Origin of the sequence: Streptomyces sp. NPDC058000 (genome assembly GCF_042886435.1) — a bacterium.
GTDB lineage: Bacteria > Actinomycetota > Actinomycetes > Streptomycetales > Streptomycetaceae > Streptomyces.
In genome coordinates, this window is record NZ_JBHVQS010000017.1 from 80509 (window position 1) to 103602 (window position 23094).

15 protein-coding genes, 2 pseudogenes and 2 riboswitches are annotated in these 23094 nt (G+C 72.2%); of the genes and pseudogenes, 10 read left to right on the forward strand and 7 right to left on the reverse strand.

Features of this window, described 5'->3' with window-relative positions; all coding sequences use genetic code 11:
* Positions 1-54: 54 nt before the first annotated feature.
* The 3 genes and pseudogenes from ACFVT2_RS18970 to ACFVT2_RS18980 form a co-directional block, all read left to right on the forward strand.
* Positions 55-228 (forward strand): annotated as a pseudogene (locus ACFVT2_RS18970) (enoyl-CoA hydratase-related protein); the annotation flags it as partial.
* Between the two features lie 6 nt (positions 229-234).
* Positions 235-387: riboswitch (cobalamin riboswitch) on the forward strand.
* Between the two features lie 35 nt (positions 388-422).
* Entirely contained in the window at positions 423-644 is a 222-nt protein-coding gene (locus ACFVT2_RS18975; RefSeq protein ID WP_390019002.1) for a CbtB-domain containing protein, read from the forward strand.
* Positions 645-665: 21 nt separating this feature from the next.
* Positions 666-1418, forward strand: a complete 753-nt coding sequence (locus ACFVT2_RS18980; RefSeq protein WP_390019005.1) for a CbtA family protein — start codon at positions 666-668, stop codon at positions 1416-1418.
* 131 nt (positions 1419-1549) lie between these two features.
* Here the strand turns inward: ACFVT2_RS18980 and ACFVT2_RS18985 are convergent, their stop codons facing one another.
* The 4 genes from ACFVT2_RS18985 to ACFVT2_RS19000 all read right to left on the reverse strand — a co-directional run bounded on the left by ACFVT2_RS18985 (position 1550) and on the right by ACFVT2_RS19000 (position 6944).
* Entirely contained in the window at positions 1550-2140 is a 591-nt protein-coding gene (locus ACFVT2_RS18985; protein WP_390019008.1) for a histidine phosphatase family protein, read from the reverse strand.
* Positions 2141-2593: 453 nt separating this feature from the next.
* A complete protein-coding gene (metE, locus tag ACFVT2_RS18990; protein WP_390019010.1) occupies positions 2594-4903 on the reverse strand; it encodes a 5-methyltetrahydropteroyltriglutamate--homocysteine S-methyltransferase in 2310 nt (769 codons plus the stop codon).
* Between the two features lie 191 nt (positions 4904-5094).
* Positions 5095-5315: riboswitch (cobalamin riboswitch) on the reverse strand.
* A gap of 200 nt (positions 5316-5515) precedes the next feature.
* On the reverse strand, positions 5516-6526 hold the full coding sequence (locus tag ACFVT2_RS18995; protein ID WP_390019012.1) for a M56 family metallopeptidase: 1011 nt from the start codon (positions 6524-6526) through the stop codon (positions 5516-5518).
* A gap of 4 nt (positions 6527-6530) precedes the next feature.
* A complete protein-coding gene (locus ACFVT2_RS19000) occupies positions 6531-6944 on the reverse strand; it encodes a BlaI/MecI/CopY family transcriptional regulator (protein ID WP_390019014.1) in 414 nt (137 codons plus the stop codon).
* A gap of 214 nt (positions 6945-7158) precedes the next feature.
* Here ACFVT2_RS19000 and ACFVT2_RS19005 point away from each other — a divergent pair, with 214 nt between their 5' ends.
* From ACFVT2_RS19005 to ACFVT2_RS19035, 7 genes are all read left to right on the forward strand, one after another.
* The gene (locus ACFVT2_RS19005; protein WP_390019016.1) at positions 7159-8562 is read left to right on the forward strand and encodes a glycosyltransferase; all 1404 of its coding nucleotides are present in this window, start codon (positions 7159-7161) and stop codon (positions 8560-8562) included.
* The gene (locus ACFVT2_RS19010) at positions 8559-9287 is read left to right on the forward strand and encodes a polysaccharide deacetylase family protein (RefSeq protein WP_390019019.1); all 729 of its coding nucleotides are present in this window, start codon (positions 8559-8561) and stop codon (positions 9285-9287) included. The genes ACFVT2_RS19005 and ACFVT2_RS19010 overlap by 4 nt, the downstream gene beginning before the upstream one ends.
* 94 nt (positions 9288-9381) lie before the next feature.
* Positions 9382-10497, forward strand: coding sequence for a M20 family metallopeptidase (locus ACFVT2_RS19015; protein WP_390019022.1), 1116 nt, complete (start codon positions 9382-9384; stop codon positions 10495-10497).
* A 68-nt stretch (positions 10498-10565) separates the two neighbouring features.
* Positions 10566-10895, forward strand: coding sequence for a DUF4232 domain-containing protein (locus tag ACFVT2_RS19020; RefSeq protein WP_390019024.1), 330 nt, complete (start codon positions 10566-10568; stop codon positions 10893-10895).
* Positions 10896-11150: 255 nt separating this feature from the next.
* Entirely contained in the window at positions 11151-12239 is a 1089-nt protein-coding gene (locus tag ACFVT2_RS19025) for a hypothetical protein (RefSeq protein ID WP_390019026.1), read from the forward strand.
* A 139-nt stretch (positions 12240-12378) separates the two neighbouring features.
* The gene (locus ACFVT2_RS19030) at positions 12379-15645 is read left to right on the forward strand and encodes a hypothetical protein (RefSeq protein WP_390019029.1); all 3267 of its coding nucleotides are present in this window, start codon (positions 12379-12381) and stop codon (positions 15643-15645) included.
* A complete protein-coding gene (locus ACFVT2_RS19035) occupies positions 15635-20269 on the forward strand; it encodes a peptidoglycan-binding protein (protein WP_390019032.1) in 4635 nt (1544 codons plus the stop codon). Before ACFVT2_RS19030 ends, ACFVT2_RS19035 begins: the two co-directional genes overlap by 11 nt.
* A 64-nt stretch (positions 20270-20333) precedes the next feature.
* On the opposite strand, the gene ACFVT2_RS19040 is transcribed toward ACFVT2_RS19035, so the two are convergent.
* From ACFVT2_RS19040 to ACFVT2_RS19050, 3 genes and pseudogenes are all read right to left on the reverse strand, one after another.
* A complete protein-coding gene (locus ACFVT2_RS19040) occupies positions 20334-21269 on the reverse strand; it encodes a serine hydrolase (RefSeq protein ID WP_390019034.1) in 936 nt (311 codons plus the stop codon).
* Positions 21266-22276, reverse strand: a complete 1011-nt coding sequence (locus ACFVT2_RS19045) for a LysR family transcriptional regulator (protein WP_390019036.1) — start codon at positions 22274-22276, stop codon at positions 21266-21268. The genes ACFVT2_RS19040 and ACFVT2_RS19045 overlap by 4 nt, the downstream gene beginning before the upstream one ends.
* Before the next feature lie 269 nt (positions 22277-22545).
* Positions 22546-23085 (reverse strand): annotated as a pseudogene (locus ACFVT2_RS19050) (DUF779 domain-containing protein).
* Positions 23086-23094: the final 9 nt, after the last annotated feature.

Below are 23094 nucleotides of genomic sequence, written 5' to 3' on the forward strand. Positions count from 1 at the left end.
CCGGGGGTGGATTTACTAGGACGTCCAACTGTATTTTGCGGGCGAAGGCCCACGGTCGCCGGGTACGCCCTCGGCGGCGGCTGCGAACTGGCCATGCTCTGCGACGTACTCCTCGCCGCCGACACCGCCGTCTTCGGCCAGCCGGAGATCGAACTGGGCGTCATCCCCGGCATCGGCGGCTCCCAGCGGCTGACCCGCGCGGTCGGCAAGGCCAAGGCCAAGGAGCTTGGCCATGCCCCTGACACGCGGTACGGTCTCTTCGGTATCGACGACGGTTGAGCGGAAGCCGGTGGGAATCCGGCACGGTCGCGCCACTGTGAACGTCTCGCCCCCGCGCGCCGGGAGCGTTCGTGAGTCAGACCCGCAGCCGTCGTCCTGTGCACCACCGAGATGGGACGCGAACTCCCAGAGGAGGCCCTGCCATGGCGCAGCACGTCGCCCTGCCGACCGCCACCACCCCCGCCGTACCCGCCACGCTGCCGCTGAAGGCGATAGCTCCCTGGGCGGTCTTCTTCGGCATCCTGATGCTCGTCCTGCTGTACTTCGTCGGCGCCGAACAGGGCGCCACCTCCGTGTTCAACGGCACGGACGTCCACGAGTGGGTGCACGACGCCCGCCACCTGCTCGGCTTTCCCTGCCACTGACGCGAGGGACGCCGCACACCCATGAACTCCGCAACGGTAAGAAACCTCCTGGTACGGGGCATGCTCGCCGGCCTGGCCGCCGGCGTGCTCGCCCTCGTCGTCGCCTACTTCCTCGGCGAACCCGGCGTCAACAGCGCGATCGGCTTCGAGGCCGCCCACTCCCATGAGCACGAGATGGAGGTCGTCTCGCGCTCCCTCCAGTCCACCGCCGGCCTCGCCACCGGCGTGCTGGTCTACGGCGTGGCCTTCGGCGGCATCGCCGCGCTCGCCTACTGCTTCGCACTCGGCCGCGTCGGGCGCATCGGCCCGCGCGCCACCGCACTGCTGCTGTCCGGCTGTGCGCTGCTCGCCGTGTATGTCGTGCCGTTCCTGAAGTACCCGGCCAACCCGCCGTCGGTCGGCGACCCCGACACCATCGGCGAGCGCACCTCCCTGTACTTCCTGATGATGCTGCTGAGCGTCCTCCTCGCGATCGCCGCCACCCTCCTGGGCAAGCGACTCGCCCCCAGCCTGGGCACCTGGTGGGCGACCGTGGTCGCGGTAGCCGCCTTCGCCGTCGTGATCGGTCTGGCGTACGCCTTCCTGCCGGTCATCAACGAGGTGCCGAAGGACTTCCCGGCGACCCTGCTGTGGCGGTTCCGGCTCTCCGCGCTGGCCATCCAGACCGTCCTGTGGGGCGGCTTCGGCCTGGTCTTCGGCGAACTGGCCGAGCGACTGCTGCACCCCGGGTCCGTGACGGCGACGTCCGGACAGGCGGTTCCCGCCCCGCAGTGACGCCTCCACACCGAGAGGGCCCTTCGGCACCGTCCGGGGGCCCTCTGGCGTTCCCCGGGCAGACGGGCAACAGGCAGGCAGAGAAACAGTCGGGCGGACAACCGCCGACCGTTGACTGCCGACCGCCGGCGTCAGTGACCGGCTTCGTCCTCCGAGGAGCCGAGGGCCCGTCCGAGCCGCAGGTTCCAGCGCCCGGACCGGCCGCTGAGCTCGGTCGCCGAGAGCGGTGGCACGTCCACCCGCCAGAACGCGGCCTCCGGCGCGCCCAACACGCGGACCACTACGGCCCGTACGATCTCCGGCTCGACCACGGCGAGCGTCCGCCCGGCGACCTGACCGCAGGCGTCCAACCACCGGGAGACCCGCTCGCACAGGTCCCGCACCGACTCACCGCCGTGCGGGGCCGCACCGGGATCGGACAGCCATCGGGCCAGTTCCGCGGGCTCGTCGGCCGCCACCTCGTCCAGTGTCCGCCCCCGCCAGCGGCCCACGTCCAGACCCGCGAGTTCCGGACCCGCCGAGCCGTCGAGACCGAGCGCTGCCGCCGTCTCCCGGCAGCGGACAGTGGGGGAGACGTAGACCTGGCCGGCGGCGGGCAGGGACCCGGCCGCCGATCCGGCCCGGGCCGCTCCACCGTCGTCGAGCGAAGAGCCGTCGTCGAAGCGGGCCTGCCGCAGCGCCGGGTTGGTCGCGGGTGAGATGAGGGTGACACGGCTGGTCACGCGGTCGTTCCTCCTGCTTCCGGCAGGGGACGGTGTCCTTCCCCTGCATGACGACGATTTCGGCTTCCGAGAAGATCTCCGCGTCCACGCCGAAGACCTCTGTGTCCACGTCGAAGATCTCCGCGAGGCGCGGCAAGCACCGGCGCGGATCGGCGTGGGCGTAGAGGTCTTCGGTGCGGCCGGTCGTCGGGCCACCGCACACCTCCTCGACCTGGCCGTTCGCATGCCTGGACGGTGGCAAAAATAGCATTCGCGCCTTGCACGGGCTGCGCCGATCCGCAGCCCGGAGCGGTACGGATCCGGCAGGTTGGTCGTGGCCGTCATCTGGTGCCCACGGGCCAGGAGTTGCGGCACCGCGGGGCCCGGCACGTCACCCCGAACGCGTCGGTACCGTCCGGCGCGCCCGCCCCGGTCGCCACGACCGGGGCGGGCGCGGTGCCCACGGGCCGCGTACTACAGCTCCGTGCGCACCGTCCGGGCCGCGGCGACCAGGCTCGCAAGTGAGGCCCGGACCTCCGGCCAGTCGCGGGTCTTCAGGCCGCAGTCGGGGTTGACCCACAGGCGCTCGGCGGGGATGGCCCGCAGACCGGCGCGCAGCAGGTCCGCCGACTCCGCCGAGCTCGGTACGCGCGGGGAGTGGATGTCGTACACGCCGGGGCCGGCCTCGCGCGGGTAGCCGTGGGCGGCGAGCTCCCGGGCGACCTGCATGTGGGAGCGGGTGGCCTCCAGACTGATCACATCGGCATCGAGGTCGTCGATGGCCTGCACGATGTCACCGAACTCGGCGTAGCACATGTGGGTGTGGATCTGGGTGTCGGGGCGCACCCCGCCGGTGGTCAGCCGGAAGGCTTCGGTGGCCCACGCCAGATAGCCGGGGTGATCGGCGGCCCGCAGTGGCAGCGTCTCCCGGAGCGCGGGCTCGTCCACCTGGATGACCGATGTCCCGGCCGCCTCAAGGTCGGCGACCTCGTCGCGCAGCGCGAGCGCGACCTGGCGCGCGGTCTCGCCGAGCGGCTGGTCGTCGCGGACGAAGGACCAGGCGAGCATCGTGACGGGGCCGGTGAGCATGCCCTTGACCGGCCGCCCGGTCAGCGACTGGGCGTACGTCGTCCAGCGGACCGTCATCGGCTCGGGGCGGGAGATGTCACCGGCGAGGATCGGCGGGCGGACGTAGCGGGTGCCGTAGGACTGCACCCAGCCGTGCCGGGTGGCGAGATAGCCGGTGAGCTGTTCGGCGAAGTACTGGACCATGTCGTTGCGTTCGGCCTCACCGTGCACCAGGACGTCCAGCCCGGCCTTCTCCTGGAAGGAGATGACCTCCTGGATCTCGGCCTCGATGCGCGCCTCGTAGCCGGCGGTGTCGATCCGTCCGGCCCGCAGGTCGGCGCGCGCCGTGCGCAGTTCGCCGGTCTGCGGGAACGAGCCGATGGTGGTGGTCGGCAGCAGCGGCAGGCGGAGGTGACTGCGCTGGGCGGCGGTCCGCTCGGCGTACGGCTGGGAGCGACGGGCATCGGCCTCGGTGACGGCCGCGGCGCGGGCCCGTACGGTCCGGTCGTGGGTGATCGGGGAAGCGGCCCGGGACGCCAGATCGGCGCGGTTGGCCGAGAGTTCACTGGTGATGGCACCGGTGCCGCGCGCCAGGCCCTTGGCGAGGGTGACGACCTCGGCGGTCTTCTGCCGGGCGAAGGCGAGCCAGCGCCGGATCTGTGGTGCGATGTCCCGCTCGACCGCCGCGTCGAGGGGGACGTGCAGCAGGCTGCACGAGGCGGCCACGTCGACCCGATGGGCCAGGCCCAGCAGCGTGGCCAGCACGGACAGGGAGTTCTCCAGGTCGTTGACCCAGATGTTGCGGCCGTTGACGATGCCGGCGATCAGGCGCTTGCCGGGCAGACCGCCGACGGCGGCGAGCGCGTCCAGGTTGGCCGCGGCCGCCTCGGTGAAGTCCAACGCCAGCCCGTCGATCGGGGCCTTGGCCAGCACCGGCAGGGCGTCGCCCAGCCGGTCGAAGTAGGAGGCGACCAGCAACTTGGGCCGGTCGGTGTGGGCGCCGAGATCGCGGTAGGCCCGCGCGGCGGCGTTGAGTTCGGCCGGGGTGCGGTCCTGGACGAGGGCGGGCTCGTCGAGCTGTACCCACTCCGCGCCCGCCGCCCGCAGATCCGCGAGGACCTCCGCGTACACCGGCAGCAGCCGGTCGAGGAGGGTGAGCGGGTCGAAGCCGTCGGCCACACCGGGGGCGGGCTTGGCGAGGAGGAGGTAGGTGACCGGACCGACCAGGACCGGCCGCGCGGTCAGCCCCAGGGCGAGGGCCTCCGTGAATTCCGCGACCTGCCGGGTGGAGTCGGCCGTGAACACGGTGTCCGGGCTCAACTCCGGGACGAGATAGTGGTAGTTGGTGTCGAACCACTTGGTCATCTCCAGCGGTGCGACGTCCTGGGTACCGCGGGCCATCGCGAAGTACCCGTCGAGCGGATCGGCGGCGACGGCCGCGCGGTGACGCTCGGGAACCGCGCCGACCATGACGCTGGCGTCCAGGACGTGGTCGTAGTAGGAGAAGTCGCCGGTCGGGACTTCGTCGATGCCGGCGTCCGCCAGCTCCTGCCAATGGGTCCGGCGCAGTTCCGCGGCGGTGGCACGCAGGGCGTCGGCGGTGACGCGGCCCTTCCAGTAGCCCTCGACGGCCTGCTTCAACTCCCGGTGCTGTCCCTGCCGGGGGTAGCCGTACACGGTGGCCCGTGTGGTCACGGCTTTGGACTTGACGGTCACGGAGATCTCCTTCGCGAGATGAATCCCTGAGATCCCGGCAACGGGACGAGAGCGCGAAGGGGTGACGGACCCGGCGGAGCGCAGTCGCCCGACAGGGCGCGCTGGTCCGCCTGGTATGAACTCCCCCGGATTTCGTCCGGGGGCACCCCCCAGCCCGCCCTCGGGGTCACCGGGATGTCCGCGCACGAGTCCTTCGCGCACGGGCAGTTGGCAGGTCTTCGGACTCGCGGGCGCGTCTCGTGTCGTACGAGATTCCTAGTGGCCGTCGCTTCCCAGGCCCGGCCGGGCCCAGTGCGTATGACGGCGGTCGTTCCCACTCACCGCTGCGGGGCAGTCCCGGATTCCCACCGGGTTCCCTCTTGCGACGCCTCCCGCCTGGCGGACGGGGCGAACCAGCTGCACCGGTCAGCCTACGGTGCGCGCCAGCGGCGCGTCGGGTCCCGTCCATCATGCGGAAGGTGAGATGGGACAACCGGCTGACGCGTTTGTTCCGGGCCGAGGGTGGGAAAGGCCGTCCGCGCGCTTCTGCCCGGCCCGGTGGGTTCACGTCCGGTCGCGGCAGGCACTCAGCTGCTGATCAGGACGACAGCGGTCTCAGTGGTCGCAGTTGTTTCAGTCATCCCGGTGGTCCCGGTGCCCGTGATGGTCGCGGCAGTCCTCGAAATCCTGCCGGGGGCGTGCGACTCCCGGGGCGTCCATGGCCATGACGAGCGCCACGCACCGTGCCCGCTGCGCGCGCTCGACCATCTGGTCGCTGTCGGATGCGGCGTTGGCCAGGCTGGCGCAGCACACGGTGAGCAGGAGGGCGCCCGCCGCGAAGGGCAGGGTGCGGGGCGGGGGTGGGGGCGCCAGCAGGGCCTGCACCCGCTGGGGCACCGGCCCGCCGGTCGCGGCCAGCACGCCGGGCCGGGCGGCGGCGGAGGTGGCCAGGGCGGCTCGTCCGACGGCGCGGGCGACCACCGTGCGGCTGCCGACCCGGGCCGCCGCCGCTTCGTCGGCCCAGCGCTCCAGTACGAAGGCGCCGGCGTCGGCCATCGGGCGGAGCAGGGGATTGACGGCGGTGGTGAGCTGCCACACGACCTGGAAGAGGTAGTGCCGGCCGCGGAGGTGGGCCCGTTCGTGCGCCAGCAGGGCCGCGCACTCCTCGCCGCTGAGGCTGCGCAGCATGCCGCGGGACACCACGATCCGGCCGGGTGCGCCGGGCAGGGCGAAGGCCCGCGGGACCTCGTCGTCGAGCACGGTCAGTTCCGTGTCGCCGAGCATCCGGGCGCACTCCTGCCGGGCCCGAAGGACCTGGCGGACCTGCCGGACGGCGGCCACCCCCAGTGATACGGCGCTCCAGGCGAGGGCCGCGGCGCTGAGGGCCGCAACGGCGAGGGAGACCGGGTCCTCGGCGCGCAACGCGGTCACCGACCAGTGGCCCTCCCGGGCGACCTCGGGGATCTGCGCGAGGCCGGTGAACGCCAACAGGGCCAGCGATCCGAGCCAGCCGGTGGCCGTCACCAGCGCGGCGCAGGCCAGGGACCAGGCCGACGGTCGCGGAGGCAGCCGCCGGGCCGCACGGGGGGCGAGCACGGCGAGGACGAGGGTGATCAGGAGCGGGACGTACACACTGATCGTCACCGGCTCATCGCCCTTCGTCGGCGCGGTCGGCGTCGGGGCCGGCCAGCAGTCGGTGCAGCAACTGCTCGTCCTCTTGGGACAGTTCGGAGACGAAGCGGGTGAGCACCGCTTCCCGGTCCGAGCCGCGCTCCAGCAGGGTGCGCATCCGCTCGGCGGTGTGGGACGCCTCGTCCCGGGCCGGCGCGTAGGCGTAGCCGCGGCCCGCGCGGTGCCGGACCAGCATGCCCTTGTCGTACAGCCGCGTCAGGATCGTCAGCACGGTGGTGTAGGCCAGGTCGCCGGGTAGTCGCTCCATGGCCTGGCGGGCGGTCAGTGGTTGCTCGGCGCCCCAGAGGGCGGCCAGTACGCCGCTCTCCAGCTCGCCGCGGGCCCGCCTGCCGGATGCCTCGCCGTCGTCGTCGTGCTTCCGCTCGTGCACCGTTCATCGCCCTTCCCGTTCGGCGCCCCAGCCTACTCCGGGGCTACTACGGCTTGTAGAACGCGGGGATCCGGTTCGGGCGCGGAAACGCTCTCCGTGCGATCTCCTACATGTTGTACGAGTTGATCTACTACATGTTGTAGAGTTTCGCCGCCCCGCTCCGGCTGCACCGCGGAGCGCTCGGTCCCCTGCTCCTGCTGCGGAAGAACACACCATGCTCTACCTCGGAAGCACGGCACACCTGCGCGCGCTCGCGGCCGCCACCCTGCGCCCCCTACCAGCGCCGACGGCCACGACGACGCAGCGCGTCACGATCGTCTCCGCGAGCATCGGAGCAGGCCACGACGGCGCCGCCGCCGAACTGGCCCGCCGGCTCACCGCGGACGGCCTCACCGTGGACCGGTTCGACCTGCTCGACCTGCTGCCCGCCCGGATCGGCCGGCTGGTACGCGACGGCTACCACCGGATGCTCGTCCAGGCCCCCTGGGCCTACCAGCGCGTCTACCGCAGCACCCAGCGCGCCGGAGGCGGCGGCCCACTGGCCCGCGCCCTGCTCCGCACCGCCGAGGACCGCATGCTGCGGGCCCTGCCGCCGGACACCCGCGCGGTCGTCGCCACCTACCCGGGCGCCAGCCGGGTGCTGGGCAACCTCCGACTCGACGGCCGGTTGACCGTCCCCGTCCTCACCTACCTCACCGACTTCTCGGTGCACCCGCTGTGGGTGGCCGACGGCGTCGACGTCCACCTCGCGGCGCACCCGGTCCCCGCGGCCCAGGCACGGCAGGCCGGGGCGCCGGACGTCCGGGTGCGCGGACCGGTGACCGACCCCCGCTTCCGCCCCGCCGACGCACAGGCCCGCGCCGCGGCCCGCGCCCGCTTCGGACTGCCGGCGAACGCCCCGCTTGCACTGCTGGTCGCCGGCTCCTGGGGCGTCGGACCGGTGCGGCGGGTGGCCAGGGAACTGCGCGACTGCGGCGCCGCCGTACCGGTCGTGGTCTGCGGCCGCAACGAGTCACTGGCCGCACAGCTGCGCGCCGACGGAGTCGACCACGCCTTCGGCTGGGTGGACGACATGCCCGGACTGATGCACGCCGCCGACGTGCTCGTGCAGAACGCGGGCGGCCTGACCTCCTTGGAAGCGTTCGCCGCCGGCCTGCCGGTCGCGAGCTACCGCTGCATACCGGGCCACGGCCTGACCAACGCCGCCGCCCTGGAGGAAGCCGGCGTCGCCGCCTGGATCCGCGACCCCGCCGACCTCGCGGAGGTCCTCGGCGACCTGATCGACGGACCGCGCGGGCTCCTCCAGCGCGAGGCGGGCCTCGCCCTGTTCGCCGGGGCGCCGGACGGCCCCGCCGCCGAGATCGTCCGGGTCAGCCGAACGGTCGCCCGCCCCGCCGCCGTACCGGCCCCCAAGCGGCGTGCCAGGCAGGCCCTCCGACGACTCGTCACCACCGCCGTCGTGGCCTGCACCGTGTGGGCGGGCGCGATCGGCACCGCGGTCGCCACCACCCACGACGGCCCCCGCCTCATCCACGCCCTCGGCCACGAACTCGACTTCGACGACGCGGCCCACTTCCACACACCGGCAGGCCACCACCCGGAGGGGCACCGCTCATGACCCGCACCCGCCTGCTCCGCACCACCGCCTACGCCGTACTGCCCGCACTCGCCGCCGCCCACGCCGCACCCGTCGCCGCCACCTTCGGGCCGCTGCGCAACCGCGTCATGCCCCGCCTGGCCGGCCGGGGCAGCGCCGGCCACGTCGCCCTCACCTTCGACGACGGCCCCGACCCACGGTCCACCCCCTTCTTCCTGGAGACGCTGGCCGAACGCCGCGTGACCGCCACCTTCTTCCTCCTCGGCAACCAAGCCCACCGGAGCCCCGGCCTGGTGCGCGACATCGCCGCAGCCGGACACGAGATCGCGGTCCACGGCTGGCTCCACCGCCCGCTGCTCCTGCGCGGCCCCCGGGCCACCTACGACGACCTGGCCCGCGCCCGGGACCTGGTCGGCGACCTCACCGGCCGCGCCCCCGCACTCTTCCGGCCCCCGTACGGGGTGATGTCGACCGCCGCCCATCTGGCCGCCCGCCGCCTGCGCCTCACCCCGGTCCTGTGGACCTGCTGGGGCAAGGACTGGACCGCCTCGGCCACCCCGCAGTCGGTCCACCGAACGGTCACCCGCGACCTGCACGGCGGCGGCACGATCCTCCTGCACGACTCCGACTGCACCTCTGCCCCCGGTGCCTGGCGCTCCGCCCTCGGGGCCCTGCCCCGCATCCTCGACACCTGCGCACAACGGGGCTACGAGGTGGGCCGACTCCGCGACCACGGCTGGTCCTGACCGGACCGGCGGCCCGCTGCCCGCGGCGTTCCTCCTGCCCGTCGTACGCCAACTGCCTGGAATTCCGCCCCGGCCTGGCGGCTACCCTTGCGCCATGACGCTGCGCAAGTCCACCCCCGTGCGTGTTGACGCGATGCTTGAGGACCTCAAGACACTCGTCGAAACCGAGTCTCCCTCGCGCGATGTCGATGCCTTGAAGGCATCGGCCGAAGCCGTCGCCGCCGTCATCGAGCGCCGCCTCGGCGGGCGCGCCAACCTCGTCGAGAGCGCAGCCGGACCGCACGTCCACTGGTCGGCCGGCGGGGAGCCCACCGTGCTGATCCTCGGTCACCACGACACGGTGTTCCCGCTCGGCACCCTGGAACGCCGCCCGTTCACGGTCCGGGACGGGCAGGCGACCGGTCCCGGGGTCTTCGACATGCTCGGCGGACTGGTGCAGGCCATCCACGGTCTGGCGACGCTCGACGACCGGTCGGGCGTCGAGATCCTGGTGACCGCCGACGAAGAGGTCGGCTCCCACTCCTCGCGCGCACTCATCGAAGAACGAGCCCTGGCCTGCGGCGCGGTGCTCGTGTTCGAGGGCGCCGCGGACGGCGGAGCCCTGAAGACCGGCCGCAAGGGCTGCGGCACGTTCCAGGTCTCCATCGCGGGCCGGGCGTCGCACGCCGGCCTGGAGCCCGCCGCCGGCATCAACGCCCTGGTCGAAGCGGCACATCAGGTACTGGACATCGCCGCGCTCGGCCGCCCCGACATCGGCACGACCGTGACCCCGACCGTCGCGTCCGCGGGCACCCTGGACAACGTCGTTCCCGCGGAGGCGACCGTCGTCGTCGACGTCCGGGTCGAGTCGGCCGGCGAGAAGGACCGCATCGAGTCCGCGTTCGCGGCACTGGTTCCGCATCTCGACGGGGCGGAGGTCACGGTCCAAGGAGGCATCGGCCGCCCCCCGATGCCCGAATCGGCATCGACCGAACTCTTCGCGGTGGCACGGACGCTGCTGCCCGGCCTCGAAGGCACGGCGGTCGGCGGCGGAAGCGACGGCAACTTCACGGCCGCCCTGGGGGTTCCCACGCTCGACGGCCTCGGCGCGGTCGGGGGCGGCGCGCACGCCGACCACGAGTACCTGGTGGTCGACGCCATGACCGAGCGGGCGAACCTCGTCGCCGGACTGGTGCACGCAAGGCAACACCCGACCGGGGCCCGCCCCTGACGTCAGCCGACCGGGACCGCAATGGGCCACCGCGCCACCGCCGTTGAGCTGCGCAACTGCGGACCACGATGTACCGCGTCAACGGCTACCCCGTCATCGAGGCCCTCGACAAGGACCGCGACCCGGTACCGCTGAAGATCACCCACGACAACCCCTACACCGACGCCGGCCGCAACAAGGGCCCCGCCCCACTGACGTTGGCCCCGGGGGAGAGCGCCACCGCCCACCTGCACTGGACGAACCGGATCACCTCGTTCGACGCCGCGCGCCAGGGCGCATACCTGAAGGTCGCCCCGGCGCCCGGCGAAGCGGCGCGGATCCGGCCGTTCTTCCTGGACATCGGCACCGACGCCCAACTGGACGTCACTGCCTGGGGCGCGAAGTTCCGCCCCGAGTGACCTGTCGCGGTGCGCCCGGTCCACCCCATCAACTCGCCCGGCCGCGGCCGCCGAACACACCGGCATCGTCACGTACTTGTCCGGCGGGCCGCCGCTGTCACCGCCCAGCAGCAGGTACGCGCCCACACCGAGCCCCGCCGCGAGCACCGTCCCCGCCACCATCCACGTCACGGGGCGTCGCCGTCTGTGCGACAACTCGCGCTCTTCCGGGTGGTGACTAGGCTTGTGACATGGGCCGATGACGAGGAGGCCGCGATGCTCTTTCCCAATCGTTTTCCGGATCTGCTGAGCCCCGATCCCCAGATGGTCGCGGCGTTGACCACTGCCCAGGCGCTGACGGGGGTGACGTTTCCGACGTTGGGGGTGCACCTGAACTGCCCCATCTCGGTGGCGGCAGTGCGGAATCCGACCAGCACCTCGCCGTCCTTCGCCTACGCCGGCTTCCGTGACAAGGAGATGCACTTCTCCGGCAGCTTGCTGAAGGTGGCGGCCATGATCGCGGCCTTCGAGCTGCGGCAGAGCGCCGCCGATTTCGCGGTCACCGAAGGCGACTGCAGCGACGGCGCAGTGTTCGGACATCTCAAGACCGCCTTCAACACCGATATCCAGGCTGCCGCGCCGCGGTTCCAGAGCGAGCCGGGAATCACCGAGCCCATGCGGGTGCCCAAATACCCCACGGTCTTCGGGTCACCGCAGGGGCTCGCCAGTGGCGGATGCCTGATGTCGTTCAATTCCACCTTCGATTCGAACGTGCGGGGCATGATCGTGCCCAGCAACAACGAACAGACCTCCGCCACGGTCCAAGCACTCGGCTACAGCTGGATCAACGGGCTCCTGGCCAAGGCCGGCCTCTTCGATCCGAGTGCCAATCGGGGCATCTGGCTGGCCGGAACGTTCACCGGCGCCTTTCCCGCGGTGCGGGTGCCCTCCGTGAACGACGGCCCCTCGGCGCAGGCGACCACGACGATCGACATGACGCGATTTCTCGCGCTGCTCATCGAAGGTACGACGCTCGACGCGCGCAGCTCCGACGGCATCGTCGGGGACATGCAGGGCCTGCTGTCCGATGCCCAGACCGTTGGCGACTCGTCCTTCATGACGACCGGAGCGCGTCCCGGCGTCAACGGCCTCGGCGCCGGCTTCACGATCACCCACTCCAAGATCGGACTGGGCAATCTCATGGCGGGAGGCGACGTGGCCTCCGAGGCGACCGTCCTCACCCATGACGACAGCGGCCAGCAATTCCTCGTCGTCTGGCAGAACTTGAAGAACCTCAACGACCGGCACAACGCGATGTCGTTCATGGTGCGCCGGACCCTGCTGACGTTCCTCGGCATTCCCTGACCGCCGTCGTGCCGCTGCCCAGTGGCGGAGGCCCGCGGTCGGAGTGAGCATGGAAGGGACGTGAGCGAAGTCGTCGCACTGTGCGCTAAGTCGTCGCACTTCGCCATCGCTCCCATGACCTCGCGATGAGGCGTTCCCCATGTCATTTCCCCCCGCCCATACGGTCGCCCTGAGGCTCTGGGAAGAGTTGCGCGGCGCTCCCGCCGAGGCTCAGCACGACCACGGTGGTGAGCACGGTGACCACCACGGCGGGGGCTTCGGCGGCGGGTTCGGCGGGGGCTTCGGCGGGGGGCACCCCGGCGGCCCGCCGCACGGTCCGCACCCCGGCCACCATCCCGGCCCCGACCAGCCGCCGGACACCGGGCCGCACGAGCCACCTGAGCCGGACGAGGACGACAGCGCGGAAGGACCGTTCCGGGTGGTGCGGCCGGCGGACATGCTCGTCGTCGACCTCGGCCTGGTCAACCTGCGCTTCGACGGGCACCGCCTGGTGCGGCGCGACCCCGCTGCCCCCGCGCTCGTCCTCGTCGGGCTACCGCCGCAGCACGTGCGGGAGGAGGTTCCCCCGACGATCGGCAGCACCACCCCCGCACTCGGCCCCATGCGGGCCTTCACCGCCGACCCGACCCGCCTGGCCTTCTCGGTACCGGCCAACGTGGACGGCCTGGACCTGTCGTTGGAATCGCTGCTCGACTGGGCGCGCCTGGTGCCGATGACGGTACCGGTGGGCCTCCAGAGCCCGGACACCGCGGGAACGACGGTCTTCCAGGGCATCCCCAGAAGCGTCATCGAGTTCCCCGCCCGACTGCTGATCACCTACGACGAGCCGGTGGACTGGGTGGCCCCGCCACCGCCCCAACAGGGCGACGGCCGCACGGCGTTGTGGCATGCCCGGCTGCACGGCGCACGGGACGGCGACGTCCTGCTGCGGGCCTTCGCGACGGTCGCGGGCCGGGGCCCGCTGTTCGAACTCAGCCCGCTCAGGGACGAGAACCTCGCGGACCTCGTCACCCTCACCAGCCGGGCCGAACTGCCCGTCCCGCCCGGCGACGTGCCGATCACGGTCCCCAGCGCGCCCCTGCACGCCGAGCAGTTCATCGTCACTCCGCAGGGCGCCTCGGCCCACCTGCACGGAGCCTGGGAGGCACCCCCGCCACCCGACCAGCCACGGTACGAGCAGATCGGGCGGCACTTTCCGGACCTGGCCGCGTACGACCACATCACGGGCCTGGGGCGGGACCAGTTCCTCCGCGTCGTGATCCGCGGCCACCTGTCCACCGGTCACGAGGCCCTCGATGTGAGAGAGGCCCGGCGGGTGTTCGTGGCGCGCCCGGACGACGGTATCGTCGCCTACCTCCAACTGGAGGAATACATCGTCATCAAGCAGCCGGAGGTCCCGTACGGGGCGAGCTCCGGCTACACGCACGCGGGGCGCGAAATGCCGTTCCGCTCGCTGCGCATCACCGACCGCGTCACCCCGCTGATCGAGCCGCACCTTCCGCCGATCCAACAGCACGGCCAGCAGCCCCAGACGAACGCCCAGCCGTCCGATCCCTTCTGGGTGCGGCTCCGCGGTTCCGGTGACGACTTCGACTTCACCATGATCGGCACGGATACGGAGGGGCGGAAGATCAGCTTCACCATGCCGCTGGTGTTCGTGCCCGACGGACTGCGGAATGCGCAGGAGCGGTTGGCGCTCCTGTTCGCCCCCGACCCCGATCCGCTGAAGGACAAGCTGCGGATACGTCGCACGACCCGGTCGATGGGCGGCCAGGTGATGGCCATGGCGCAGCCGCCGGACGACGCTCCCGGCAGCACCAGCCACGCGGTCGGCACCCTGACCTTCGGGCTCGGCACCCTCGGCCCCGGGGGCGGCCCCGTGGTGGGTCTGCCGCGCGTGGCCGCCGCGACCGTGCGGGTCCCCGCCGTCGAGCAGTTCACCCCGCACGGCGGTGACCTTGAGGTCCAGTTCAACGGCACCTATCTCCAGCAGACGATGGAGAAGCATCCGGCCGGCGGGTACCTGGACCTGATGCCCGCGGTCGCGCTCACCTTCGGGGCCGAGCAGGCCGGGGGGCTCGCCAGTCCCAACGCCGCGGTCAAGACGATCACCAGCCGGGCGGGCGTCGTACCGGACGTCTTCAAGACCGACCCCACCACCGGTGAGGTCGTCGGCGCGATGCCCCTCACCGACATCCAAGCGGCCTTCGCGGGTGCCAAGCTGCTCGGCTTCATCGACCTCGGCAAGTTCCTGAACTCCCTCACCAAGGGCAACCTCGACACCCTGCGGCAGCTCGGTGACGATCAGATCGAGGCCATCCTGCGCGACCCGCAGGGCCTGCTGCCGGCGCCCGTGCTGCGCATCCGCGACCTGGCGGACGGACAGGGCAAGGAGCTGCGGTACGTGTGGAAGCCCTCGTTGGCACAGCCGATGAAGGACGGGAAGAAGGACCCGGGCGACGTCCTCGATGTGCGCGGCGCCTCGTTGGTTCTGGACGCCCGCACCGTCCGCTCGAAGGACGCCGTCGCCCAGGCCACCGTCGAGGGCACCCTGAGCAACTTCGCGCTGGACTTCGCCGGGATCGCCCAGGTGGTGTTCGCGGAACTGCACTTCAAGACCGGAGCGGGCCGGAAGCCCGACGTGACGGCCAGCGGCGTGGAATTGAAGTTCAGCAACGAATTGGAGTTCGTCAACACCCTCCGCAGTGCCCTGCCCGCCGACGTCTTCGGGCCCGGCGCGTTCGTGGACGTCCAGCCCAGCGGCATCCACGCGGGCTACCAACTCGCGCTCCCCGCCATCGGCCTGGGCGTCTTCTCCCTGTCCAACGTGGCACTGTCGGCCCAGCTGACGATCCCCTTCGACAACAAGCCGGTCTCGTTCCGCTTCTCGGTCTCCGAGCGGGAGCACCCCTTCAACGTCAGCGTCTCCCTGTTCGGGGGCGGCGGCTACTTCTCCCTCCTCGTCGGCGCCGACGGCGTGGAGCAGGTCGACGGCGCCCTGGAGTTCGGCGGCAACGCGGCACTGGACCTCGGGGTCGCCAGCGGCGGGGTGTCGGTCATGGCGGGCATCCGCTTCACCTTCGCCAAGGGGGAGGTCTCCTTGGGCGGATACCTCCGGTGCAACGGCTTCCTGTCCGTGCTGGGCATCATCACGGTGTCGGTGGAGTTCTACCTGGAGCTCACCTACGAGAAGCACGGCCACGAGTCGGTGGTCCGCGGCCGGGGCACCCTCACGGTCAGCGTACGGATCGCCTTCTTCAGCAAGTCCGTCGAACTCACCCTGGAGCGGAGCTTCTCCGGCGCGCCGGGCGACCCGACCTTCGCCGCCTGCGTCGCGCGGGACGACTGGCAGGTGTACTGCGAGGCGTTCGCCCCGATCCCCGCGGGAGCCGACCATGGCCGCTGAACAGCACCTCACCTGGACCGTTCTGCCCGCCGGGCTCTCGGAGGACGGTACCCAGGCCCGGGTGTCGGTCTTCCTCGCGCCCCGCCTCGACACCCCCGGCCAGCCGGCCGAGACCACCCTGGGGAACTTCCCCGACTTCCTCACCTGGCCGGACAAGGTCAAGGCGGCCACGTTCGACTTCGCCACCGGGGACGGCACGCCCGCGGCGGCCACGTCCGTCGCCGGCCCGCTGACGCCGCAGGGCCCGGGCCCCGACACGCACGTGTGGACGAGCCTCTTCCACTCGGACACGCCTCTGCAGCCCTACGTCTTCGACGACCCCGCCCAGCGGCAGTACCGCACCTACTCGGCCAAGGGAGTCAGGACGGTCACCCGGAACACCTACGTCGACACGGCCACGTCGTCGCCCGAGACACCGCCCCCGACCGGCGGCGTGCTCGGCTCGCTGGGCACCGCACCCACGGACGCCGACGACGTGGCCGCGCCGACCGGCGGCGCCACCGGATCCGATGCCGAGCTGCGCCAGGCACTCACCGACCTGGGCACGTTCCACACGACCCGCGGGTCGCCCAAGTTCCACGGCCAAGAGCCCGCACCGCCACCGCGACCGAGCCTGCCGCCGGTGGACTTCCACCAGATGCTCACCTCGCTCGGCGACCACCCCGCGCTGCTCCGGCGCCTCGGCCTGGTCCTGGACTTCCTCCTGCCGGCCGACCGGCTGCCCGTCTCCTCGGGCGAACGGTTCCTGACCGTCACCCCCCACTGGACGTCCGCACTGGGGTCGGACTCGCACGACGTACCACTGCGCACCCGGTACGTCTTCCTCCTGGACTTCCTCCCGGGCCGCCACGTCTTCGCCCCCGGGGCCCGGTCCCGGACGGCCGCCGACCCGCTCGCGCCGCCGACCCGCGGTGTGGAGGCGCTGCCCGAGGCGACGTTCTCCGTCGAACAGGCCGATATCGACGGTGCCGCCCTCAAGTTGCTGTCCCTCCCGTCGGACGCCACGGGACTCTCCACGGTCCGCACCCATGGGATCTCGCTCGTCCGGGACAAACGCCTGGACAGCCTCATGGCGGAGTTCGGACGGGCCGCGGAGCACCACACGGCCCTGACCCGGGTGCTGGCACTGGACGGCGCGACCGTCCCGGAGCCGGAGCCGGATCCGGACTCCGCACCTCCGGGAGCCGCCCCGGCCGACGCACACCCCCCCGACGCCCCCGAGATGTTCGCCGAGGACCTGATCCGCGGCCACCGGATGGACATCTGGGACGAACAACAGCGCCACTGGTTCTCCCTGCACGAGCGCGAGGTGGAGTACCGGCAACCGCATGGCGGACCGCTCCTGCTCACCGCCTCCGACGAGGGCTTCTTCCAGGTCAACCTGGTCTCACCACCGCCCGAGAACCAAGACCGCCACCTCGCCGTACCCGAGCAACTGGTCACCTGGGACGGATGGTCGCTGTCCACGCACCGCCCGGGCCGGGTGCTGGACATCGACGAGGGATCCGTCGAGAACGACAGACCCCCCAACCCTCCGGTGTCGATCAGCAACGAGGCGAAGACGCAACTGCCCCTGGAGATCACGGCCACGGCGCGGCCCGGCTCGCTGCCCAGGCTGCGGTTCGGCCACGAGTACCGGGTGCGACTGCGCACCGTCGACCTGGCGGGCAACGGCCCCGACGTCCCGGAGGCCGACGAGCTGATGAAGGGGGACGGCCTGGCGCTGCCCGGTGCCGGGTTGCTGATCTTCCGGAGGTTCGAGGCCGTCCCGGCGCCCGCCGTGGCCCCCAGACTGCCCTTCGGGGAAGGCGCCTCGGCCTTCCGGATGGTGATCCGCAGCAGCCCGGGGGCCGGACCGCCGCCGGCGACTCCGCCCGGCCCCGGGGGGAGTCCGGTGCGGGTCGCCCTCGCCCGTGTCCGGTTCGGCGAGACCAACGACGACGTCCGCATCGTGCAGCAGGCCCTCATCGACCGCGGCCACTCCCTCCCCGGAGGCGCGGACGGCGTCTTCGGCAACCAGACCAGGGCCGCCTACGCACAAGAGCAACGCGACCAGGGCTTCACCGGGAGCGACGCCGACGGCATCCCCGGCTGCACCTCCCTCACCGAACTCGGCCGCAAGAGCGGCTTCACGGTCGACTGCGGCACCGATACCACTGCCGCCGGCCCCGGCCCCGGGACGGGCCGCACGGCGGAGCAGTACGCCGCGGACTTCAACCGCTCGTCGCTGGTCACTGTGGACGGACACGCCCCGTACCAGGGCGTCGACGAACGCCATGTGGTCGCCCCCAAGGCGTCGTTGCGCTGCGTCGAGTGGCACGGACGGCTGGACGCGGCCATCGGCTCCACCGACCGCAACGTCCAGAACACCCTCTACGACCTGGCCGTACGCGAGAGCGGTTCGCTGGACGATCCGTCGCAGCCGAACGTCCACCTGGAGCCGGTCAAGTCACCGGCGGCAGACCCCAAGAACCCGGCGAACAACGCCCTGCACACCGGCGACCAGATCGAACTGCCCTACCTTCCCGACCCGTTGGCCACGGGGGCCGTCTTCCTGGACCTGCCGGGCATGCCCCCCGGCGAGCCCTTCCCGGTCCCCTGGGGCGGCGAGGTCTGGCACCGTCCCCGGTCCTTCCGACTGAGGCTGGCCGAAGGCACCGGACCGCCCCGCTTCGACGAGGCGTCCCGAGTCCTGACCGTATTGCTGCCGAAGGGCGCCGTGGCTACCGTCCGGGTGTCCTCCCGGATCGACTTCGACGAGCGGATCATGGGTGTGGCCGCGTGGTGCCGGGAGTCGCCCGACCAGGCAGCCCTGCTCACGGCCGGGACGGAAGCGGACGCGGCGGCGGGGCGGACGGCCGACCAGCACCTGGCCGACGAGACACTGGCACTGGCGGCGGCCAGCCGGCACTGGATGTTCACCCCCTGGCACGAACTGACGCTCATGCACGCGGTGCAACAGCCCCTCCGGACACCGGTGTTGGAGCTGTCCACCCCCGCGTCACCACGCGCCGCCGGCGCGACCGCCGAACACCTCGCCGGTACCGTCGCCCTCGACGAGGGGACCACCGGCCGCATCGACCTGGTCGCCGAGTGGACCGAGGTGACGGACGGCGGGCCCACCGGCCGTGACGCCCGACCGATGACCGTCCCGGTGTTCGGCCTGCTGACGGCACGGGCGTCCAAGGACGGCGTCCCCGGCGCCGAACCCGCCGTCCTGCACGACGGCGTCCTGACCTTCAGCACCCAGGCGGCCGAGGACAAGGCGAAGGCGATCCAAGCCGACCCCAACAGCCTGGACAAGTCCCCGCCCGCACCCCAGAAGCACGAGTTCGGCGACACCAAACACCGAATGGTGCGTTACCACCCCATCGCCGGCAGCACGTTCGGGGACTGCTTCCCTCCGCAGTTCGCCGAGCCCGGCCAGCACGTGCTGACCGTCGAGGGGGACGCGAAGGAACACTCGGTGCCGAGCAGCGCACCCCCCACCGCGCCACGGCTGCTGTACTGCATGCCCACCCTCGGCTTCGAGCCCGTCGACGGACCACCCGGCACCCTCGTCCACCGCCGACGCGGCGGCGGAATCCGGGTGTACCTCGACCGCCCCTGGTTCTCCTCCGGCGACGGCGAACTGCTCGGCGTGGTCCTCGGCGAGCCACCGGGCGGCGACCCGACTTCCGTACGGGACGCCTGGGTCACCCTGATGGGCCGCGACCCGATCCACCGTTCCGCGCCCGTCGTCGCCCCGACCGCAGCCACGTTCCCCCGCGCGCAGCGGCAGTCCGGGAACCTCTCCGTCCTCACGCCCTCCGGCCCGCTCCCTGTCACGGTCGTGGGCTTCGCCCCGCAGTTCGAGGCGGATGCGAAGGGCGGCCGCTGGTTCTGCGACCTGGACCTGGACACCGGGGACGCCTGCCTGCCCTTCGTCCGGCTCGCCCTGGTCCGCTTCCAGCCGGAGGCGATCCCCGGAGCCGAGATCTCCCGGGTCGTCCTCGCCGACCTGGTGCGCACCCTGCCCGACCGGGAACTGCGGGTCACACTCGGCGAGGCGTTGACGGTCAGCGTCACCGGCCCCTCCTGGGACCCCACCGGCTCGCAGCCACCGCGGATCACCGCCACGCTCCAGCGCCGGAACCGCGTCGTCGACGACGCGGACCTCGGCTGGGTGACGCTCGACGACACCGCCACCGCACTCACCTCGATCGACGCGGAATCCTCCCGGACGCCCTTCTACACGGGCCAGGTCTCGATACCCCCCGAACACCGCGGCGCCCCGCTGCGCCTGCTGGTCATGGAAACCGAGGGCATCCCGGCCGACGGAACCACCCCATCCACCACCCCGGGCCCGGTCATCTACTGCGACACCGTCAACCTCCCACCGGTGCACGGCGGCCCGGACGGCGACCATGGCGGGCATGACGGCCACGACGGCGATGGCGGGGACGACGGGCCGGGCGACCACGGTGGGCCCGGCGGTCACGGGGATCACGGCGACCACGGCGGTCCGGGCTTCCACGGCGGTCCCGGCTTCCCTGGCGGTCCCGGCTTTCACGGGGGCCCCGGCTTCCACGGCGGTCCGGGCTTCCACGGGGGCCCCGGCTTCCACGGCGGGGGCCACCCCTGAGTGACTCCGGCCGCCGCGACCACAGAGACCGGGCAACGCGAAGTCCCCCCTCGCACCGAGGCCGTCAGCGGCGCAGCGCCTCGAAGGCGCGCCGCGCACCCATCCCGATGGCGAGGTCGATGTCCGGCGCGAGGTTGGCCCGGCGGTCGGAGCGGGTGAGCGCGGCCATCGCCACCCGGTCGCCGACCTCGGATTCCACCACGCCGATCTCGTGCCGCAGGTGCAGGAACGTGCCCGTCTTGCCACTCACCCGGAGCGTGTCCGCACGCAGTTCGCTCGCCAGCCGGTGGGTGTAGACCTGCCGTCCCATCAAACGGCGCAGTTCCGCGCAGGCATCGGGATGCGCGATCTCGTCCCGCCACACCCGTTGCAGCAGGTCGACCAGAGCGGTGGCGGTGCCGGCGTTTGCGTGCGCCGGATCCAGCGTCTCAATGGTGTGCCGCCCCGAGTGGTCGTCGCGGATGGCCAGTTCCAGGGCGAGGGAGAAGTCGTTGCCCGCGGCACCGGCGGCGCACTCGTACATGCGGTTCAGCCGATGCCGCACGCGCAGGTCAGCGCACCCCCAGGCGCGGAGCCGGGCATCGACCTCGTCCGCCGGAACCAGGTCGAACAAGGCGTCGGCGGCGGCGTTGTCGCTCACCGACAGCATCAGCAGAAGCAGGTCGCCGACGGCCACCGTGGCCGGGTGCCGGAACGCCGCCAGTCCGGTGGGCCCGACACTGCTCGTGGCGGGGTCGATGACCACGGGCCTCGCCGCGTCGAGCTCCCCGGTCGCGATCCGGTCCAGCGCGACGAGGGCGAGCGGGACCTTGACCACCGAGGCGAGCGGTACCGATGCGCCGACGTCGAAGCCGAGTTGCTCACCGGTGTCGATGTGCCGGGCCAGGAACGAGCCGCGGACACCAACGGCCGCCCACTCCGCTGCGATCGCCTCGGCGACATCGAAGAGGTCTGCGTCATCGGCGACACAGACCGGCCCAGGTACCTGTCGGGCGCTCATCCGTGCGCCGCCAATCGGGACGCGCCGTCCTCGCCCGCGACCCCGGCCTCCGCCGTGGTCGGCTCGGCCGCGGCGGCACCGACCGCGGCGGCCAACAGCGCAACCAACCAGTGCGGTACCTGCGCCGGGCCCCGGTCGCGGTCCGCCGCGCGCAGGTCGTACCCGCGGTGCAGCGCGGCATCGCCCAGCGGCGCCCAACTCGCCCCGTGCCGCTGGGCGAACGGCTCGGCACACAGCAGCGTCACCTGCCCGGCCAGGGTCTCGACCAGTGCGGCCGCCACCGGCCCGGCCGGCCGGACCGTGGCCTCCGGCAGCCCGGCCCGCGCGACGGCGCGGCCCAGCCGGTCCTGCGCGTAGGGGACGTGGTCCTCCACCATCGTGAGGATCGGCACCGCAGCCGGTCGCTCGTGCCGCGCACCCCTCCCGCGCCGCGGTCGCAGATCCTCCAGGTGGACCGCGCGCCGACGCGTCCGCAGCCGGCCCTCGGACGACCCGGGACGCGCACCGCCCGGGACGTCCGACGGCGCGGACGCCAGGCCGAGCGGTACCCGCAGCGCGGCGTTCTCCGGGGGAACCCGAACCAGCGCGTACGCCAGCGAGGCATCGGCCAGGCCCGCCGCCCGCTCCTCCGGCGGTAGCTCCCGCACTCCGAACGTGGCGCCGCGCTCGGCACCGGCGCGGAGGACGCGGGCCAGCGCCGCCGCGCCGCAGTCCGCCGGCACTCCGACGGCACGGACCGCCGACTGCCGGGCCGACCGGGCGACGTGCCGCAGCCGTTGGGCCCGGTCCAGCACGTCCCGGGCGTACGGCAGCAGGAGGACACCCAACTCGGTGGTGGCGACCTGCCGCCGCGAACGGTCGAACAGCTGGCCGTCGAAGTGCGCCTCCAGCGTCTTGATGCGTCGGCTGAGGAGCGGTTGGGCGATCCCGAGCCGCTCGGAAGCGCGCGAGAAGCTCGCCTCGTCGACGGCCGCGACGTACGCCTCAAGGTGCGCGAGCAGGTCCATGCTGCACTCATATCAATAAGGCATCTGATGCGTCCATTTAGCGGAGATCGTTCCTGATGGCAAACGTGCAGGTCACAATGGAGGAGCCCCGGAGCGAACCGGGGCTCTTGCGCTACCCGTGCTGACTGTGTGCTGACCTGTAGGCACCTGTCATCACCCCGGGCAACCCGTCCCGTGCTGGGTCGCTGCTGATCTGTTGTGCGGTCCGTCTCGGGCGTGGCGTTGCCGTGGTAGTCGACCACTGCGGCTGCGTGTAGCAGAGGGTCATCTCAGCCCCGTCTGCAACGCGCTGCCGGCGCTGTGAGAGTAGAGGGGCGGTTCCGTCTCGTCGTGCTCCACTCGTCGTTGGTGAGCAGCCGGGAGCGAAGCAGGAACCGTACGCCCTGCGGGGTTCCCAGGGACAAGCCGCCGCCCCGGTCGGTGACCACGTCCACGGTGAGGTGGGTGTGCGACCAGTACACGTACTGGTCCGCGCTCATTCAGAAAGGGGTGCCGCCGGCCACGTGACCGAGCTGGACCTCCGGGGCACCGCCCCGGAGGTAGCACATGGGCGCGCCACCGTCGCAGCAGCCGCTGGAGTGGTGGAACATCACCGCCCCGTGCGCCCAAGCCAGTCGTCGCACCAGGTTCTCGGCGGTCGGCGTCAGCTCGACGCGCCCGGTGTGGGCGTCCATCAGAAGCACCCAAGCTTCTGGCCGGGGTAACTGACCAGCAGGTTCTTGGTCTGTTGGCGGTACAGCGCTCATAGTGGCGCTGACCTGTGGCAATGGCGGCTGTGGATGCCGCCGGAAGAGAGTTGGTCCGTGCATGGTCCGGAT

Excerpts from the sequence above, each read along its gene's own strand:
- ACFVT2_RS18975 (WP_390019002.1), top strand. The coding sequence starts at position 423 with ATGGCGCAGCACGTCGCCCTGCCGACCGCCACCACCCCCGCCGTACCC.
- ACFVT2_RS18980 (WP_390019005.1), top strand. The coding sequence starts at position 666 with ATGAACTCCGCAACGGTAAGAAACCTCCTGGTACGGGGCATGCTCGCC.
- ACFVT2_RS19005 (WP_390019016.1), top strand. The coding sequence starts at position 7,159 with ATGCTCTACCTCGGAAGCACGGCACACCTGCGCGCGCTCGCGGCCGCC.
- ACFVT2_RS19010 (WP_390019019.1), top strand. The coding sequence starts at position 8,559 with ATGACCCGCACCCGCCTGCTCCGCACCACCGCCTACGCCGTACTGCCC.
- ACFVT2_RS19015 (WP_390019022.1), top strand. The coding sequence starts at position 9,382 with ATGACGCTGCGCAAGTCCACCCCCGTGCGTGTTGACGCGATGCTTGAG.
- ACFVT2_RS19020 (WP_390019024.1), top strand. The coding sequence starts at position 10,566 with ATGTACCGCGTCAACGGCTACCCCGTCATCGAGGCCCTCGACAAGGAC.
- ACFVT2_RS19025 (WP_390019026.1), top strand. The coding sequence starts at position 11,151 with ATGCTCTTTCCCAATCGTTTTCCGGATCTGCTGAGCCCCGATCCCCAG.
- ACFVT2_RS19030 (WP_390019029.1), top strand. The coding sequence starts at position 12,379 with ATGTCATTTCCCCCCGCCCATACGGTCGCCCTGAGGCTCTGGGAAGAG.
- ACFVT2_RS19035 (WP_390019032.1), top strand. The coding sequence starts at position 15,635 with ATGGCCGCTGAACAGCACCTCACCTGGACCGTTCTGCCCGCCGGGCTC.
- ACFVT2_RS19040 (WP_390019034.1), bottom strand. The coding sequence starts at position 21,269 with ATGAGCGCCCGACAGGTACCTGGGCCGGTCTGTGTCGCCGATGACGCA.
- ACFVT2_RS19045 (WP_390019036.1), bottom strand. The coding sequence starts at position 22,276 with ATGGACCTGCTCGCGCACCTTGAGGCGTACGTCGCGGCCGTCGACGAG.